Source organism: Xanthomonas sp. AC360, assembly GCF_979258225.1.
In genome coordinates this window covers 1,808,189-1,824,049 of sequence record NZ_OZ409846.1, presented here as the reverse complement: position 1 = coordinate 1,824,049, position 15,861 = coordinate 1,808,189, and the positions used below count along the sequence as shown (strand labels likewise).

Genomic DNA, 15,861 nt, shown 5'->3' with positions numbered 1-15,861 from the left:
CCCTGCAGAACGTCCCTGTAAGCGTGACGCCGGCCAATCTGGCGGATGCGTGGGTCCACCCACTGGCGCGGAGACAGAACGGATATTGCCAACCATGGCGCGGCATCGGCATGGGGACACTTGCGCGCTACCGCATGCGACAACACCACCCACCGGCCACAGATCATCACTCCCCCGCGCGGAGCAGCAGCCTCCGCTCGCATTGCTGCATCATCGCTGCGCGCAGACTGAGCGCCACTGGCACCAGCCCGTCGCTATCACTCTCGCCGTAGCGCACCACGATCTCGTTGCGTGCCACATCCACATTCTTGATGCGTAGGCGCAGGCACTCCATCAAGCGCATCCCGGTCCCGTAGAGCAGTGCCGCCATTAGTGCATGACGCCCTTCCATCCGCGCCAGCACCGCCATGACCTCCGCCTCACTCAAGACCGTAGACAACCGCCGCGGCCGCTTGGCCCGCTGAATCTCGTCCATCCATGGTAGATCGCGTCCCAACACCTCGCGATACAGAAACAACAAAGCGGCCAGCGCCTGATTCTGCGTCGAAAGCGCCACATGATCGCGCGCCGCCAGCAGAGTCAGGAACGCTTCCACGTCGCACACTCCCATCGTCTCTGGATGCCGTTTGCCGTTGGCCAGGCTGAAGCGCCGAATCCAACCAACATAGGCATCCTCGGTGCGCTTGGCACGGCCCAGCCGCCGCAACCGATCGCAGACGCGATCCAGCAACCGAGCCGGTCGTCGCCCGCTAGGCGCTGCCGAAGACGGTTGCCTGGCGCCCGATGCAGACCAGGAGATTGAAGCCTTTCGGTCGGAATGATAGGGTCCCATTCAGATGAGTCGCGCAAGGGGAATGCGACATGCTGACGCATCATAGTCACGCACCACGATCGGGATACCGCGTTGATACGACTGGGGTTGCACTGGACGGGGAGGTCAGAAATTAAGTACTACATCCCGGTGCTACGCACCTTTTTGACTTCGAATAGTTGTTAGGCATCAGATCATGCGCGTCGAGAACGTTGAGATTTTCTCAGACCAATCAAACATGCCGGTGATTAGGCATCTTGGCCGCCAGTTCCCTGGCGTACTCGTACAGGGCGACACCCTTCATATGCTGTGCGCTCAGGCCACTGAGGCATTGTCGGACAGTCCTGACGCCCGGGACGAGCTCCAAGATCTGCACAATAAGCTGCTAATTATGCTTGCTCACTACAAGTACGTACTCAATGAGCATCAGGTTCCACTACCTTTCGTAGAGACGCCTGATGCATAACCATTCATTCAAGCCGACGCCACTTCGTGGCGCGACTTAGTTCAAGCGTTAGGCACCGCATGAAGGTTCGATGGCTATTTGTTGCATGGGTAGTTTTGGCAGCGTGGGTTCTTTTGCTGCGTTTCGGTGTGGTCGGTCCAAGCGAGTGGCTGACCACGCTCTATGCCTTGGGTAGTCTTGCACTTGCCGGCGGGGCTGGCGCCCTACTCAACATCCGCTTTCGTCGAGATCTTCTGTCCGTTGATCGAGCCACCTGGGAACACCTCACGCAATTTACTGGCCTTGGTCCCGGCTACCATAACAATTTTCGTGAGCTGGGCTGGATCGCATGGCCGTCGTCTACTATCCCGCTCCACCTCAAACCGCTGTGGCTTCGAGCACGTAAGCTCGTCTGGCTGCCAGTTGCTTGGCTCCTAACCACACCGGCAATCTGCATTATTCTAGGTTTCGGCGGTGCCTAACAATTCATTCAAGCCGACGCCGCTTCGCGGCGCGGCTTAATTCAGGCGTTAGGCATCCGAGTTACCCACAAATAGGAAAGTAGGGACCAAATATGGCTGCAGTGAGCAATTCTGTTGTTCATTTGACAATGAGATATCGAAATACCGCCCTATCGGTCGGCTCAGGCGTTATATATCAACAAGGCTCAGACTATTTTATAGTCACTGCTTGGCACAATTTGGCAGGCAGACACTCAGAATCATTAAAGCCACTTTCAAAAAATTTGGCGATCCCTGATAACGTAGTAGTTAACCTCGCCATGAGTGTGCAAGGATTTGGCGTTATACGCCATTCAATCACAATGCCATTGGCTGATGAGGGGAAATCACTTTTCTATATACATCCTAAAAACTGGCCACGTGTGGATGTGGCAGCCATTCCATTTGATCCTCGCTCAACCTTTTTGTCTGAAATACACCTCTCAACGGGAGAGCATAGAGAATTAAGTTTTTCACCTATCATGGAAGTGCAAGGGGCGGGAACTACTGAAATATGTCCTATACAGAAGTATCTTGCTCCAAACCCTGATGTGATTGGCAAATGGTTTGATGCCGTCGAAGTAACTGAGGAATTGTTCATACCAGGATATCCGCACAACGTACAAGATTATTACGCTCAGCCCGTCTGGAAGCGGGCAACGATTGCTTCATCCGTACAGCATGGTTGGAACAGAGAGCCAAAATTTCTAATTGATAGCGCCTCCAAAAGTGGGATGTCCGGATCACCAGTTTTGTATTACAGCCCAAATGGAAGGGTTAAGATTCTTGGCTCAACATATCAATTTGATCGGGATATTGCGATTCTTGCTGGCATCTATGTAGGAAGGATAGGGGTCCAAGGGGAACTCGATCCACAAATAGGGGCCGTATGGCATAGCTCTGTAATTGAGGAAATTTTAGAAGCCAAGTGTTTTGAGAGGCTTCCATCTGACATAGAGTTGTCGCATGGTGAGATGGTGGAAAATATGCAAAGCATCTTGGCACTGTATTCTCTTAACGGAATTGAAAATATTAAAAACCCCGATCTGCCATCCAGGTATTATGCTCGTCAATCATTAATGGAAAAAATTTGCGGAAGAGCTAGCCCAGGAAGAGCTCTCGAAGCAGTACTTGATGCAGCCGAAAAGTACGAAGGCGACTTGGTTGCTGATGAGAATTGATTGGGGAACATGCCTAACTCGTCGCTCAAGCGGAGGGCTTCCAGCCGCCGCTTACCTAGTTCGTTATGCAGTAGTGGAGCAAATTCGTTGGTGGTCGCCGCTTCGGCAAGTTCGCAGGCGTGTATTCTGTCGGCTCCGGGCGGCAGTCGTCACCGCTGTGGGTCGCGGCAAGTTCGGCGCTTCGCCTTGGCACGTCGTTGCCGCGCTGCGCGCTTTGCACTTGGCTTCGGTGGCATAACGCGCCGCTGCATCGTCGGGCAAGCTCCATCCCGCAGGCTGTGGCACACTTGGTCCAGGCGGCAGTGCTGGGGAGCACGGTTGCACCATCCAACCTTTGCGGCCACTCACTGCCTAACAACTCATTCAAGCCGAAGTTGCTTCGCAACTCGGCTTAATTCAAGCGTTAGCACCCAGAGGAAGATTTGATGCGGCTTGTAGCTATAGCTGGCTTGTTGATGATTCTTGCAGCAGGCACTCTGCGTGCTCAAGAGCACCCAAAGATCCCCGAACGACCAGCAGCCCTGAGAGCGCTAGATGGTGATTGGGTCATGTCCGGCGATGTAATGGGTAAGCCGGTCACCTATCGGATGGTCGCCGGGCCTACGCTCCAGGGTGCCTTCACCGAAATCCATATGAATGATGTCCAAGTGCCTTCTGAGTATGAGGCGCATGTATTAATTGGGTACGACGCGGAAAGCAACACTGTCATGACGCACTGGATGGACAGCTTTGGCGCCAAGTATTCAGTTCCGCATGGAACGGGAAACGTCACGGAAACCTCGATTCAGTTCACGATCCCCTACGAGGATGGCCCCTTCCGGGATACCTTCACTTATAGCCCTGAGACAAATACTTGGCTATTCGTCCTTGAAGCATCACAACCAGATGGCACATGGAAGCACTTTGCGCGCTACAGCGTCCGCCGTCCGTAGCTGAGTGCTAACAATTCATTCAAGCCGAACCCGTTTCGCGGGTCGGCTTAACTCAGGCGTTAGGCCGTGGTGGAGCAAATGCGTTGGTGGTTGCCGCTTCGATGAGTTCGCAGGCGTGCATGCGGTTGGCCCCGGACAGCAGTCATCACCGTTGCTGGTCGCGGTAAGTTCGGTGCTTCGCCTTGGCAAGTCGTTCCCGCGCTGCGCTCGGTGCAGTTGGCTTCGGTGGCATCACGCGCCGCTGCATCACTGGGCAAGCTCCATCCCGCAAGCGGTGGCACACTCGGTCCCGGCGGCAGTGCTGGGGAGCATGGTTGCACCATTCAACCTCTGCGGCCACTCACTGCCTAACAACTCATTCAAGCCGACGTTGCTTCGCAACGCGGCTTAATTCAAGCGTTAGAGCCATTGATGATCAAACTCCGCGTTCCAACCTTGGTTTTTGCAGCACTCTCGGCCCTGAGCGCCATGGCCACTGGATACATCTTCCTTTCGGCGGTCGCGACGGCCTCGCTAAGGTTCGGATACTGCGGCCCGACATCGCTGGATGCCGCTGAGCAGTACTGCCGCATCGGCACGCATTCTTTACCTTTCGTATGCTCTTGCTGGGTTCACGGCTGCACTCATCGGCATAACCATCCGGTTGCACTGGCGTCGCCGCAAGGGCTCTAACAATTCATTCAAGCCGAACCCGCTTCGTGGGTCGGCTTAATTCGGGCGTTAGGCCACATGACAAAGATTGCGGCAATCGTAGTTCTTTTGCTCATGGCGGGCGCAGTCTCTGCCCACCAGGATCGCATCCTGCCAATTGGCGCAGATGGCACTCTTGGCATAGTCCCTGCCACCTATGGCCCTGTCAAAGTGCTTGTCTCTCGCGCAGTGGACAATCCTGCAGCACTGAGCCGGGTCACAGTTGCTTCGCCGCGTTTCAACATCAAACTCAATCAGTGCATCCTTAGCAAGCTCAAAGACGTCACTTACATCCAAGCCAGCGGCTCTTGGTACCATACACGCGGCAGCCTTACCCCTTATGCGTCACTGACATTTTATAGCGGCAATTACGATCCTCGCAGCCCAACCAACGAGTACTACTCGGTTACGTTCTCGCTCCTCGACGGACACATACTGACGGGACAAAGAGCTTGGGATCCTCCAATAGGTGCTTGGCGCGGTCAGGTCGTCGATCCAGCTGATAAGTGCTCGCACTGGAGGTCACTAGGCATGTGGCCTAACAATTCATTCAAGCCGAACCCGCTTCACGGGTCGGCTTAATTCAGGTGTTAACTGCCATGCGAAGGGTTCTAGCGGTTATTGCCAGCTTCGTCTCCATAGCCCTCCCGGTTTGCGTCAGCTATGCACTTCGCCCGACGCAAGAGCAGCACAACCACGCAATGATGTGACTGCTCCTCGCCGCTGCGACTCAAGGTGTCTCAACCCTTCTATCTGGGTTCGCCATCTACTACGGTCAAGAAAGGTTTCGGGCCCTTCCAACACCACGCCCTTTGCACCGCAAGGTCGAGCTTGGCGTGCTGTTGCTCCCTCCAGTATTGTTTGTGACACTCGTTGCTGCTCGGGTGCTGTCGTCTGGCACCTAACACTTCATTCAAGCCGAAGCCGCCTCGCAGCTCGGCTCAACTCAGGTGTTAGGCCATGGTGGAGCAAATGCATTCGTGTTTGCCGCTTTGGTGAGTTAGCAGGCATGCATGCGGTCGACTCGGGACAGCAGCCATCACCGTTGCTGGTTGCGGTAAGTTCGGCGCTTAGCCTTGGCAAGTCGTTCCCGCGCTGCGCTCGGTGCAGTTGGCTTCGGTGGCATCACGCGCCGCTGCATCACTGGGCAAGCTCCATCCCGCAAGCTGTGGCACACTCTGCACAGGCGGCAGTGCTGGGGAGCATGGTTGCACCATTCAATCTCTGCAACCACTCACTGCCTAAAAACTCATTCAAGCCGACGTTGCTTCGCAACGCGGCTTAATTCAAGCATTAGCGCCCACAGCGAGATTCCCTAGACGTGCAAAGCGAACGAACGGCCGGTGTACCTGCCGGGACCATCCGGATCGACCCTGAGCAGGGCTTCGGGCCCCATCTTTCGGATGCGTTTCTCAATCTGTATGGCGAGGACTCGGTCTTTGTAACTGGCGCCGTAGATCTACTCACTTGGCAATTCGTCGCCGTTCTTATCAAGGCTGAGAAGCTCCCGGCCGACTTTGTGGCAGTTCACTACGGTACCTCCGAGATGCGAAATGCCTTGGACGCCTTTCTCAAGACTCTTTCTGATCGCGGCTTAGAAAAGGCTTCTACTTTGCTCATGCGGTCGGTTACAGGGCATGAGCAGCCGCAGGCATTTCAGGCCACTGCCAGCGCCCTGCTGGGCTACGATCTGGTGACGCACTGGCTACAATTGCTGGAGCAACAGGACTATGCTGGCATGACACTGCTCTTGGCCGCGCAGTAGGTGGGCGCAGACAATTCATTCAAGCCGACGCCGCTTCGCGGCGCGGCTTAATTCAGGTGTTAGGCCGCATGGACAGAACTTTGGAGAAATGCGATGAATGCGAGAGCCGATACATCGCGACTGCTTCGAGCATGTCATCGCTTTTTCCAGAGTGCGCCCATGTTCTGTATGGCACCGCAAATTGCCCGCATGAGTTCATTTCGGCGCGATGCGCCATCTGCGGTTGGGACGGCTCCAGTTCGCCATGTATTCAATCTCTACTCCGGTCACCTCCGTCGCCGGCCTAACAATTCATTCAAGCCGAACCCGCTTTGCGGGTCGGCTTAATTCAGGCTTTAGCCCTACCGAGCATGACTGATCCAACTACGGAACAAGTGTTTGCCTATCACAAGGCTACTGGCTGCCCAATTAGGCTCGCCCAAAACACGCTTCGCGCAATGGAGCCACTCCTTAGGGAGCGCGTACTGGTAGCGATCCAACGACCCAAGCGGCAGCGCGGTTTGGTGGATCCCATACAGGAGGATCCACATGCCGGCCCTCTAGTTTCCGCTTCAGCGGAGGAGGCCAGGGAGTTGGCTCAACATGCCGGTCACATCGGCAGAGGGAGCTGTCACTTTATCTGGCATGAGCAGGCTAGAATCTTGCTTGAGTGTCACAATATTGTGTGGTTCTCGCCAAAGCAGATGAACCCTCACACCATCTATGACTAGATGGGCTAACAATTCATTCAAGCCGACGCCGCTGTGCGGCTCGGCTTAACTCAGTTGTTAGGCCCAGGTACCACAATGCTCGTTCGCACCTTTCCGGTCATGCCCACTCGTCCATGCAGATTCTGCTTTGCGCTGCAAGATGACAGCGTGTTCGCAGACTTTGATGTGGACGAGAAAGGCCGGTTATTTCTGGTCAGGATTTCTTTTGAAGGCTACGGCTGCTGCTACCCTAGTTGGAGCAACCGGGCGGTGAAAATGCCTATCGATGATTATCAGAAGTTAGTTTGGCTCAAAGAGGCCGGTGAGCTGACTCAGCCAGTTGTTTCCAGCCTCCTCAGGTCGTACTTCGTCGCGTGTGGCGAGTCAATCTGGGTAGACGCTTTACAAGAACACGGATTGGTTTGAAGGTGAAGATGGACGGACAGTCCAGGCCTAACAATTCATTCAAGCCGAAGCCGCTTCGCGGCTCGGCTCAATTCAAGCGTTAGGCCGTGGTAGAGCAAATGCGTTGGTGGTTGCCGCTTCGGTGAGTTCGCAGGCATGCATGCGGTTGGCTCCGGACAGCAGTCATCACCGTTGCTGGTTGCGGTAAGTTCGGTGCTTCGCCTTGGCAAGTCGTTCCCGCGCTGCGCTCGGTGCAGTTCGCTTCGGTGGCATCACGCGCCGCTGCATCACTGGGCAAGCTCTATCCCGCAAGCTGTGGCAAACTCTGCCCAGGCGGCAGTGCTGGGGAGCATGGTTGCACCATTCAAGCTCTGCGGCCACTCGCTGCCTAACAACTCATTCAAGCCGAAGTTGCTTCGCAGCGCACCTTAATTCAAGCGTTAGCGCTCATAGGGAGGTTATCGATGGCTCGTAAGTCCGGAGGTGGCTCTTTCCTTATTCTGTTGGTCGGCATCGGCTGGGTCATGTCCAAGTGCGGCGGCGGTACCAGCAACAGCGCACCTGATCCCACGCCGCTAGCGTCTCCTCCAGCTATTGCCACCCCCGCTGCCCAACCGACAGAGACGATGTTTGTAAATGCCGCAGCACTCAACCAACGCTCAAGTCCTGATGGATCTGTCGTGGGTAAGGTCACAGGCGGAGATTCTGTGAGCGTCTACGAGAGAAGCGGCAAATGGGTAAGAGTTTCCCCGACAATTCGGCACCCTTGTGGGTTTCCCGCTCACATCTTTGCTCTGGGGTAGGCTGTTACAGCCCAGCATTGCCACGCATTCGGAGCAGCGCGCCGCCAAAACCCTCGCGATCCAACTACAGTGATGGTACATGCCCTTGCTCTGGTAATCGTGTTTGCATCGGCCCCCGCGGTGGCCGCTATTGCATTACGTCTGGCGGCAACAAGAGGTACGGCGTGTGAGCGCTAGCAATTCAATCAAGCCGAACTGGCTTCGCCAGTCGGCTTATTTCAGGCGTTAGGCGCCACATCGGAATGCCTCAATATCGTGTAGTTGTTACTGGTAGCGGCATGAGCATTCCGCCTTATGGAACGGCGGGCTTTGCTTCGACGCGCTTTGTTCATGCGGGTTCCTCGTCGGAAGCTTCGCAGGAGGCACTTAGCCTTGTAGCTTAATCAGTAGGTTCAGAGCAGGTATTCGCGACCTCGCCCGCGCCAATACTCGCCATTGATTGCGTCACGCGTGTTTGGAGTCCATTTCGCTCTTCAAAGCCGAACTGCGGCTATAGTTTCTGAGCAAGCGAAGATGACCGTTAGGAAGCGCTCGAGATCGAGCGTGCAGCGGGTACAGGCTGGTGGTAGCCCAGATAGTGCCTAACAATTCATTCAAGCCGACACCACTTCTGGGGTCGGCGTAGTTCAGGCGCCAGGTCCAACAGTCAATGTCCCGAGTCATCCGATACAGGCTTACTTACCTGCTGGTACTGGCGGTGCTGGCGGCGGTTGTGCTTCTTGTCGTCCGCAGCACGGGCGGGAACAACTTCGCTCTGGCATTAGCAGTCGTGTTTCTTCTGGCTCCGGGGAGGCTCCAAGGCCTGCTTCTTCGCCCACTGTTCCGCGGTCAGCGAGCGCTCGCTCATGGCGAGGCAGGCGAGGCCATGCGGCACTTCGATGCTCAGCTGAGCCAACTGGCGGCCCAGCCTTGGCGGCAGTACGCCCTCTGGCTGGGATGGTCGTTGTACACCCCCTCCCTCGCCGCAATGATCCACAACAATCTTGGGGTTACCTACGCGGAGCTCGACGAGCCGGGGAATGCCCAGGCAGCTTGGGAGAAGGCCTTGGCCCTAGATCCTCGGTTCCCCGTCCCCTACGCCAACCTTGCTGCACTCGCAGCCTCTCGCGGGGCCTCCGATCCCGCGCAGGCCATGTTGGAGCAAGCCAAAGCCCTGGGCTACAGTGGCGGCGCGCTAGATCAGGCAACACACCGTGTGCAACAGCTTCTAGCGGCCATCGAGTCGCGAGGCCCCGCGGTGTGAGGCCTAACAATTCGTCCAAGCCGACACCGCTTCGCGGTGCAGCTCAACTCAGGTGTTAGGCCTCACAAGAGACATCGCATGGATCTGGAGACGATTGAGATCAAGGCATTTGTGCCAGCGAGAGAAATTTCTCAGTCCATCGCGTTTTACAACGCGCTCGGCTTCAAGGTCACAATGGAGTCAGACGACCTCGCTTACGTCCAGCATGGCAATACTGCCTTTCTGCTTTCGGAGTTCTACAATCCGGAGCACGCGGAAAATTTTGTGATGCACTTGCTGGTCACAAATGCAGACGACTGGTACCAGAATGTCGAAAGCTCGGGAGTGGTCAAAGATTTTTCAGTGCGTCTTAGCCCGCCGGATGATCGACCTTGGGGCATCAGAGATTTCACGCTCATTGATCCCACAGGCGTGCTTTGGCGTATTGGACATGTAATCCAGGCTGATGCCTAATAATTCACTCAAGCCGAATCCGCTTGCTGGCCGGCTTCATTCAAACGTCAGCCATCAGGAAACGGGATGTTCCGCATGAAGAAGAGCAGCTTGACTGTTTTTGTAATACTGCTATTGATGATCGTTATAGGATACATTTCCGCTGATGCGGCTCAGCCGGATATTCAGCAGGAAATGCGTACCCATATTTCCACACATAGGATTTCTGGCTTCGATCTCCGTGGACCTGTGCCAATTGGCGAGGTGATGGTTTACTCGGAGATCCGTTTTCCGTTTGTAGTTGTGGCTTCTTATGCTGTTCCACGGGACCTGCATGTCAGCTACTATAAGACAAGCTACTTGGCTTTTCCGTGGGGCTTCTACAAACTGTCGCAAGACGAAATCCATCTTGTTTAGCTTGAGCACTAAAAATTCATTCAACCCGACTACGCGGCGCGGCGCGGCTTAATTACAACATCAGGTCAAGTTAACCACTGCGATCTCGTTGCGCGAGACACTGCGCGTCGAGGGCGAGTACAGTGGGGCCTAACAAGTTATCCAAGTCGACGCCGCTAAGGGGGTCGGTTTAATTCAGGCGTTAGGTAACTATAATCGTCAAGGGAGACTTGCGGCATGACAAGTGATGAGAAAACCAAGGGTCCGGCTTCTTACTTCCCCTCAATCGAGAAGACCTATGGGAAGCGGGTAGCACACTGGTTCAAGGTGCTCGACGCTTTGCAACACATGAAGCACATGGAACAAGTGGCGCATCTCAAGCAGGAACACGAGATCGGCCATGGTCACGCCAACGCCCTGGTGGCATATCACCGGGCGCAGACGGGAACCTGACCACTCACTCAAGCCAGGCCCTTTCGCTAGCGGCTCAACGCAAGCGTTAGACGCAACGACATTGGTCGCACAATCGGAAAAATGTACACGTGTTTGAGATAATTGCGTTGATTTCATCCATCCTTTCGACGCTTATCGGGATTACCTGGATCGCAAATCCGGATTTCTTGTTGAAGAAATGGGCAGTGAGCCAACCAAGTTCTGGCTACATCGTTGAGCATCGACTCGGCGCGTTATTGATCACGGTTGGCGTCATCCTCTTTCTAAGCTGTGGGTCAGGTCCATCTGCGGCAAGAACCGCGATCTCCTCAGGAGTTATCTTTGGCTGTGCAACGTTATTTGTGCAGAACCTTCAGTCCTTAAGATCAGGGTCCATCGGAAAAGGAATCCTTCCCGGAATGCTGTTACAAGCGATGGCCATCGTAGGTTTCTTCTTGTCGGAGTTTGTATTTTGATCGCGCGACAGAGTAATTTGGCACTCCCTTATTTGTACCAAGCATGAGCGAGACCGGTCCTGTGCTTGGCGCAGCCATCAACGCTGGATCCAGGAAGAGCATGGAGCGTACAGATATGGCTACGTTGGATTCTGGCCTCTTTTGTGCGCATCGCTCATCCACAGCCTCATCCTGTGCGCGACCACCTTTCCGCTGCTCACACTAGTCTACGGGTAGGCGTATTGGATGAGCGACAAGTTCATCCACGGGCCGGCGAACCTGGCGATCAGCTGGATTCTCCCAGCGGCGCTGTGCATCTGGTTATGGGTTACACGGGCCAAACACCAGGGAAGATGTCGATTGGCGCGCTCGTTGTTGATGCCAAGCCCGGAGAAATAATCACTTTTGGCAAAGCGGTGGTCCGCTACCTGACACAATTCCTCAGCATGACCGGCCTTTGCATCGGATATCTTTGGGTTGGCTTTGATGCCAAAAAGCAGGGCTGGCGCGATCACATCGCCGGTACCGTTGTGATCACGAGATCAATGGCAGCGTCACACCGGTGTACTTTGTGCATTGACATCTCACGTCGCAGTCGATTTTCGGCACAAATTTGTGCCGCCCCGTTGGACACTACAAACGTTCCTGCCATGCTCTCATCATCTCCGTATCGCGTTGCGCATCAAACACCCACTGTCTAAGCGTATCGGCATCTTCGCCAAGCGAGCGGTTTGAGTCCGAAATCACGCGAAGCCGCCGAGCGTGGATTGCCCAACTCACTGTTCAGCGAACAAGTATTTTTCAATGGCGAGCAAGTTGCGATGGGACGCGTCATTGGCGACGGCGGCTGTTTTTATCATGCAGTTGACATTGCCGTTTTGCCTGAGCGTCAGGGCTGTTGCCTGGGCAAGGCCGTCATGAATGAAATTCTTCGCTACATCGAGCAGAAGTTGTCTGACTCGGCGTATGTAAGCCTGATTGCCGATGGTCCGGCGCACAGGCTTTATCAGCAGTTCGGTTTCGTGTTGACTGCGCCTGCCAGTGTAGGCATGGCCTTCAAGAGGAATACATCGATCGCTAGCGTGGAGCTGAACATTCTGTAGAGCTACAATTGTTCTGCTGCGCTCGCGCCCAGCGATCCAATCTGTCACTCAAGCGTTATCGCTAAGGAAAGCATGTTCTCCATCTTCAAGAAGAAAGTCGCTCCATTACTGATCGTTCGAGCCGATGGGCGAGAACTGTGCCGCGTTACCCAGAGCGATGTCCCGTGCGAGATTAAGCCTTCAGCGTGGTTGAAGGCCAATAGCGTCCTGGAGTTTGCCGACTCGACAGGAGACGTGCATCGGCATGAACTCGCTACTGCATCTGGGTGGTTCCACTTTTCCGTTCGTGTACATTCCAGCCTCGGGTGCCAGGTAGACTGTGTCATTTCCCAAACCGAACACCTTGATCCAGACGCGTTTGCGACCGGCAAGGCATCCGGGATCAGGTTTCAGCCATTCTTTTTGCCGGGCGCAGCCATCAGCAACTCCGCGCTTGCAGGCAAGGGGTTGTTTGCGCGCGGGCTGCACTATGGCGGTACGGTCACCAGTGGCAATGTGGTGCTGTCCTGTGTGTGCGACCACTGCCGGCGTTCATTCCTGATCCGCTCCTATCACGCCGGATTTAGCAACGCGGGCTACTTCTATTCGGCATCTGGCGCGTACACCATGGCGGTCGACAGCCATCTGCCTGGCAGCCCAGCAGCGTTGTCCGAGCCCGATGCTGAGTCACTTGCTGCGTTGGAAAGCCCATTGCCTCTTGCGCCGGACGGGTCGAGCTATAGCTACCTCAACCCTTTCCGCTGCCCGCATTGCTCCATGCCATACATCGATTTCAGAGCGAACCCCGGCTTGCGGGAGAGCGAGTATTACGGAAATTATTTTGATGGCTCCACGCTGCTGCGCTATGTCCCGGCAGATGCCTAGCGTTCGCCCTTGATGCGCGCAGGCTGGATTGATGCGGTTAGCCGGACGCGATGCAGTGGCGCGCAGTAATGCTTGCGCACAGTGCACGCTGTGCTGTGCCATTCCGATACCCGCGCTGTCTTGCAAGACCGACGCTTCCGACCGTCTTGCACCATGAAGTGGGCCGAGCTCTTGATTGACGGTGGACAACCCTCGCCTGCATCGGCTGTTCTACCGGCTAACAGGGTGACGTCCTGCGTTACCATGCGGCCATGAACACTAAATTTCTTCTTGTTGCATTGCTGCTCAGTGCCTCTGCCTCGGCACAAGGTGTTTCGCCAACCACCACGCGTGAGGTGGGCCAGCTTTTCAAAGCCCTTGAGCAATCCAACTGCGAATTTTCCCGCAACGGGTCGTGGTATGCAGCGCCGAAAGCCAGCGAACACCTGCAGCGCAAGTATGAGTACCTGCAGAAAAAGGCATTGGTCACGTCTACCGAGTCTTTCATCGAACTCGCCGCGACCAAGAGCAGCATGTCGGGCAAGCCGTATCAGGTGCGTTGCGGGAACGCCGCGCCGGTATCGAGCCAGTCATGGTTCATCGGCAAGCTACGGGAGTTACGTAAGCGACCCTCGAACAACGACGCCGCGTCCGGCTAAGAACGGCTGACGAAAGCTAGCCAGCAGTTGTCAGGTGGGTGTGGACGGCGCGCTCAGAACCTAGGTGCAGGCGTGTTCCATGCCGCACCGAGCACTGGTCGCGTCCGCCTGGCGGCTGCACAGTCGTTTTGGTAACTGCTCTAAACCACCTGGCCGCGTTTGATCTACCGATCAACATGCAGTGGCAGGCCCAAGGCGCTTGGGCGGTTCCTATCGCTCACGCAGTGTTGTCGGTTGGCTTGCGGCACAGGACCGCCTGTTTGCCCCTGCACGGGGCCATGACGCGTCGGTTGACTGACACACCCACCGGTGACGCACTTTTTCAGCGAACACTAGTTGGCCGGTGGAGTACGGGCCTCCACTATCAACGCGCCTCCGCATCAGGCAGTGATGCTGCGCACAGTCCCGTTGTAAGCGCTGCCGATGACCTTTTTCAGATCACACCAGATGATCTGCAGTTGGCTGCTGATGTACCCGAGATGCATGTCGAATACTGCCGGCCTGGTACATGCTCCCGATGCGCTTGATACCGAGCCGGGTCGGTGACCGCAGAACGTCAGTTATGACTGGATCAACTCGACGGAAAGCGGACAGCGTGAGCGCCCACCAGTTGGTCAAGCCGAATCGGCTTCGCGGGTCGGCTTCATTCAAACATTCGGCGACTCAGTAAAAAGCGGTCCGGACCGAGATGATGATGAAGGATCAATTCCAGAGGGTAATGCCCTCGTTTTATCAATCGATCCCGGACAACGCGCGAACGGCTTGCTTTGCGATCTATCGAAGAAAGGATAAGGATTTAATGCCTGAAGCTGGTAACCCATTCAACAACGCTGCCGTCGGGGATCGGTTCGCTACAGATCAGGCTGCTTTGAACGAGGGGCTGCAGGTGGTTCGAGAACATGCTATTGAGTCCCTTGTTGGCGTCCCCAACAAGCGTCGACGCGAGTGATACAGCCGTCTAACAACGCATTCAAGCCGAGTCCGCCTCGGATATCTGCTTGGGGCGATTCAAGGGAGAGCGCACGGTGACGGACAAGAAGCGCAAGCCAGCACTGTCTGTGCAGTCCTTCATTGATGCACTCGACCATCCGCTCAAGCGCGAGATTGTTGCGATCAGGCAAGTCTTGCTGGGTGCGGATCCGGCGATCTCGGAGGAGATCAAATGGAACGCACCCAGCTTTCGCACCACCGAGCACTTTGCCACCATGCATTTGCGCGCAACAACCGCGGTGCAGCTTATTTTTCATCTGGGCGCCAAACCCGGACGGAAGGTTCCAGCAGACGCTATCGCTGATCCGCAAGGGCTATTGACGTGGCACGGAACAGACCGCGCCTCCCTCAGTTTTTCCGGGGCCGCGGATCTGGCACTCAAGCATGACGCATTACTTGCGATCATTCGGCAATGGATCACGCATGTTTAGAGCGGCGAACAAAAGGACTGTGCAGCCGCCAAGTGCGCGCGGCCAGTGCTTGGAATCGGCATTCGCTACTCGCACATTGACGACTGCTCGCTACGTTGTGTTAGCACTCCTCATTCAGTGAATCACCGGTGATGACGCGCATGTGGGCATGCCCCAACTGCAATCGCCAGTTCATTCGAACGAATCAGCGCCACGCGTGCGGAACAGGCGATCGACGCGATGTCTTGCGCGGCAGGCCAGCCGATCTGGTGGAGCTGTATACCGCGCTGGAGACGTTCATGACCGCGCTTGGAGCAGTGGAGTGTGTCACGCGGGAGCGGTATGTCCTTTTCCGCAGCTGCAAGGTTTTTGCGGACGCCACTATCATGTCAGACGCGATCCGCCTTGCTGTCCACCTTGGGCGACGGGTGGACCACGCGATATTCATTAAATCAGTGACAGATGGAAAGCAGGTGACGCAGATTGCGAAGCTCTACACACGGGCCGATCTTGAAGCCATAAAAACGTTTTTGCACGAGGCCTATGAGCATTCGATTGCTTCGCGCGCACCTTAGAAATCCCGTGAAGCCAATCCACTCACAAGTCTGCTTGACTGATCGGCGCTGGCTCGATCCTGCTGCAGCACGACACCGATGACGGTGCCAGGCTGGATCGTT

The 15,861-nt window shown here is 55.7% G+C and carries 19 protein-coding genes and 1 other RNA gene; 18 read left to right on the top strand and 2 right to left on the bottom strand.

The features are described from left to right. Positions 1–166: 166 nt before the first annotated feature. Positions 167–730 (bottom strand): phage integrase N-terminal SAM-like domain-containing protein, encoded by a 564-nt coding sequence (locus ACZZ0O_RS07750; RefSeq protein ID WP_463590461.1) that lies wholly within the window; start codon positions 728–730, stop codon positions 167–169. Positions 731–1,007: 277 nt separating this feature from the next. On the opposite strand from ACZZ0O_RS07750, the gene ACZZ0O_RS07745 reads away from it, so the two are divergent. The 15 genes from ACZZ0O_RS07745 (at position 1,008) to ACZZ0O_RS07675 (ending at position 13,784) form a co-directional block, all read left to right on the top strand. Then, positions 1,008–1,277 (top strand): DUF6959 family protein, encoded by a 270-nt coding sequence (locus ACZZ0O_RS07745; protein WP_463590460.1) that lies wholly within the window; start codon positions 1,008–1,010, stop codon positions 1,275–1,277. 59 nt (positions 1,278–1,336) lie between these two features. Next, on the top strand, positions 1,337–1,738 hold the full coding sequence (locus ACZZ0O_RS07740) for a hypothetical protein (protein WP_463590459.1): 402 nt from the start codon (positions 1,337–1,339) through the stop codon (positions 1,736–1,738). A 92-nt stretch (positions 1,739–1,830) separates the two neighbouring features. Then, positions 1,831–2,937: a hypothetical protein gene (locus ACZZ0O_RS07735; RefSeq protein ID WP_463590458.1), complete on the top strand. Its 1,107-nt coding sequence runs from the start codon at positions 1,831–1,833 to the stop codon at positions 2,935–2,937. A 425-nt stretch (positions 2,938–3,362) separates the two neighbouring features. Then, entirely contained in the window at positions 3,363–3,869 is a 507-nt protein-coding gene (locus tag ACZZ0O_RS07730; RefSeq protein ID WP_463590457.1) for a DUF1579 family protein, read from the top strand. 2,011 nt (positions 3,870–5,880) lie between these two features. After that, positions 5,881–6,324 (top strand): hypothetical protein, encoded by a 444-nt coding sequence (locus tag ACZZ0O_RS07725; protein ID WP_463590456.1) that lies wholly within the window; start codon positions 5,881–5,883, stop codon positions 6,322–6,324. Between the two features lie 785 nt (positions 6,325–7,109). Then, positions 7,110–7,439 carry a hypothetical protein gene (locus tag ACZZ0O_RS07720; RefSeq protein ID WP_463590455.1) on the top strand — a complete coding sequence of 110 codons (330 nt, stop codon included), beginning with the start codon at positions 7,110–7,112 and terminating at the stop codon, positions 7,437–7,439. Between the two features lie 1,431 nt (positions 7,440–8,870). Continuing rightward, positions 8,871–9,464 (top strand): hypothetical protein, encoded by a 594-nt coding sequence (locus tag ACZZ0O_RS07715; RefSeq protein WP_463590453.1) that lies wholly within the window; start codon positions 8,871–8,873, stop codon positions 9,462–9,464. Positions 9,465–9,542: 78 nt separating this feature from the next. After that, positions 9,543–9,917 carry a VOC family protein gene (locus tag ACZZ0O_RS07710; protein WP_463590452.1) on the top strand — a complete coding sequence of 125 codons (375 nt, stop codon included), beginning with the start codon at positions 9,543–9,545 and terminating at the stop codon, positions 9,915–9,917. Between the two features lie 75 nt (positions 9,918–9,992). Next, entirely contained in the window at positions 9,993–10,313 is a 321-nt protein-coding gene (locus ACZZ0O_RS07705; protein WP_463590451.1) for a hypothetical protein, read from the top strand. A gap of 216 nt (positions 10,314–10,529) precedes the next feature. Beyond that, on the top strand, positions 10,530–10,745 hold the full coding sequence (locus ACZZ0O_RS07700; RefSeq protein WP_463590450.1) for a DUF4287 domain-containing protein: 216 nt from the start codon (positions 10,530–10,532) through the stop codon (positions 10,743–10,745). An 89-nt stretch (positions 10,746–10,834) separates the two neighbouring features. Further along, positions 10,835–11,200, top strand: a complete 366-nt coding sequence (locus ACZZ0O_RS07695; protein WP_463590449.1) for a hypothetical protein — start codon at positions 10,835–10,837, stop codon at positions 11,198–11,200. Between the two features lie 302 nt (positions 11,201–11,502). Continuing rightward, complete coding sequence (locus tag ACZZ0O_RS07690) at positions 11,503–11,880, top strand: RDD family protein (RefSeq protein WP_463590448.1); 378 nt, start codon at positions 11,503–11,505, stop codon at positions 11,878–11,880. 30 nt (positions 11,881–11,910) lie between these two features. Further along, positions 11,911–12,282, top strand: a complete 372-nt coding sequence (locus ACZZ0O_RS07685) for a GNAT family N-acetyltransferase (RefSeq protein ID WP_463590447.1) — start codon at positions 11,911–11,913, stop codon at positions 12,280–12,282. Between the two features lie 72 nt (positions 12,283–12,354). Beyond that, a complete protein-coding gene (locus tag ACZZ0O_RS07680; protein WP_463590446.1) occupies positions 12,355–13,146 on the top strand; it encodes a hypothetical protein in 792 nt (263 codons plus the stop codon). A gap of 251 nt (positions 13,147–13,397) precedes the next feature. Next, on the top strand, positions 13,398–13,784 hold the full coding sequence (locus ACZZ0O_RS07675; RefSeq protein ID WP_115552692.1) for a YfeK family protein: 387 nt from the start codon (positions 13,398–13,400) through the stop codon (positions 13,782–13,784). A gap of 4 nt (positions 13,785–13,788) precedes the next feature. On the opposite strand, the gene ACZZ0O_RS07670 is transcribed toward ACZZ0O_RS07675, so the two are convergent. Next, positions 13,789–13,865, bottom strand: a non-coding RNA gene (locus ACZZ0O_RS07670) — sX9 sRNA. Between the two features lie 613 nt (positions 13,866–14,478). Here ACZZ0O_RS07670 and ACZZ0O_RS07665 point away from each other — a divergent pair. From ACZZ0O_RS07665 to ACZZ0O_RS07655, 3 genes are all read left to right on the top strand, one after another. After that, positions 14,479–14,733: a hypothetical protein gene (locus ACZZ0O_RS07665; RefSeq protein ID WP_463590445.1), complete on the top strand. Its 255-nt coding sequence runs from the start codon at positions 14,479–14,481 to the stop codon at positions 14,731–14,733. A gap of 76 nt (positions 14,734–14,809) precedes the next feature. Beyond that, positions 14,810–15,205: a DUF1801 domain-containing protein gene (locus ACZZ0O_RS07660; RefSeq protein ID WP_463590444.1), complete on the top strand. Its 396-nt coding sequence runs from the start codon at positions 14,810–14,812 to the stop codon at positions 15,203–15,205. 131 nt (positions 15,206–15,336) lie between these two features. Beyond that, complete coding sequence (locus tag ACZZ0O_RS07655; protein WP_463590443.1) at positions 15,337–15,759, top strand: DUF5655 domain-containing protein; 423 nt, start codon at positions 15,337–15,339, stop codon at positions 15,757–15,759. The last annotated feature ends 102 nt before the right edge of the window (positions 15,760–15,861 follow it).

What these genes read in the sequence shown, in the direction of transcription:
- ACZZ0O_RS07745 (WP_463590460.1), top strand. Translation starts at nt 1,008, where the DNA reads ATGCGCGTCGAGAACGTTGAGATTTTCTCAGACCAATCAAACATGCCG.
- ACZZ0O_RS07740 (WP_463590459.1), top strand. Translation starts at nt 1,337, where the DNA reads ATGAAGGTTCGATGGCTATTTGTTGCATGGGTAGTTTTGGCAGCGTGG.
- ACZZ0O_RS07735 (WP_463590458.1), top strand. Translation starts at nt 1,831, where the DNA reads ATGGCTGCAGTGAGCAATTCTGTTGTTCATTTGACAATGAGATATCGA.
- ACZZ0O_RS07730 (WP_463590457.1), top strand. Translation starts at nt 3,363, where the DNA reads ATGCGGCTTGTAGCTATAGCTGGCTTGTTGATGATTCTTGCAGCAGGC.
- ACZZ0O_RS07720 (WP_463590455.1), top strand. Translation starts at nt 7,110, where the DNA reads ATGCTCGTTCGCACCTTTCCGGTCATGCCCACTCGTCCATGCAGATTC.
- ACZZ0O_RS07715 (WP_463590453.1), top strand. Translation starts at nt 8,871, where the DNA reads ATGTCCCGAGTCATCCGATACAGGCTTACTTACCTGCTGGTACTGGCG.
- ACZZ0O_RS07710 (WP_463590452.1), top strand. Translation starts at nt 9,543, where the DNA reads ATGGATCTGGAGACGATTGAGATCAAGGCATTTGTGCCAGCGAGAGAA.
- ACZZ0O_RS07705 (WP_463590451.1), top strand. Translation starts at nt 9,993, where the DNA reads ATGAAGAAGAGCAGCTTGACTGTTTTTGTAATACTGCTATTGATGATC.
- ACZZ0O_RS07700 (WP_463590450.1), top strand. Translation starts at nt 10,530, where the DNA reads ATGACAAGTGATGAGAAAACCAAGGGTCCGGCTTCTTACTTCCCCTCA.
- ACZZ0O_RS07690 (WP_463590448.1), top strand. Translation starts at nt 11,503, where the DNA reads ATGGGTTACACGGGCCAAACACCAGGGAAGATGTCGATTGGCGCGCTC.
- ACZZ0O_RS07680 (WP_463590446.1), top strand. Translation starts at nt 12,355, where the DNA reads ATGTTCTCCATCTTCAAGAAGAAAGTCGCTCCATTACTGATCGTTCGA.
- ACZZ0O_RS07675 (WP_115552692.1), top strand. Translation starts at nt 13,398, where the DNA reads ATGAACACTAAATTTCTTCTTGTTGCATTGCTGCTCAGTGCCTCTGCC.
- ACZZ0O_RS07665 (WP_463590445.1), top strand. Translation starts at nt 14,479, where the DNA reads ATGAAGGATCAATTCCAGAGGGTAATGCCCTCGTTTTATCAATCGATC.
- ACZZ0O_RS07655 (WP_463590443.1), top strand. Translation starts at nt 15,337, where the DNA reads ATGACGCGCATGTGGGCATGCCCCAACTGCAATCGCCAGTTCATTCGA.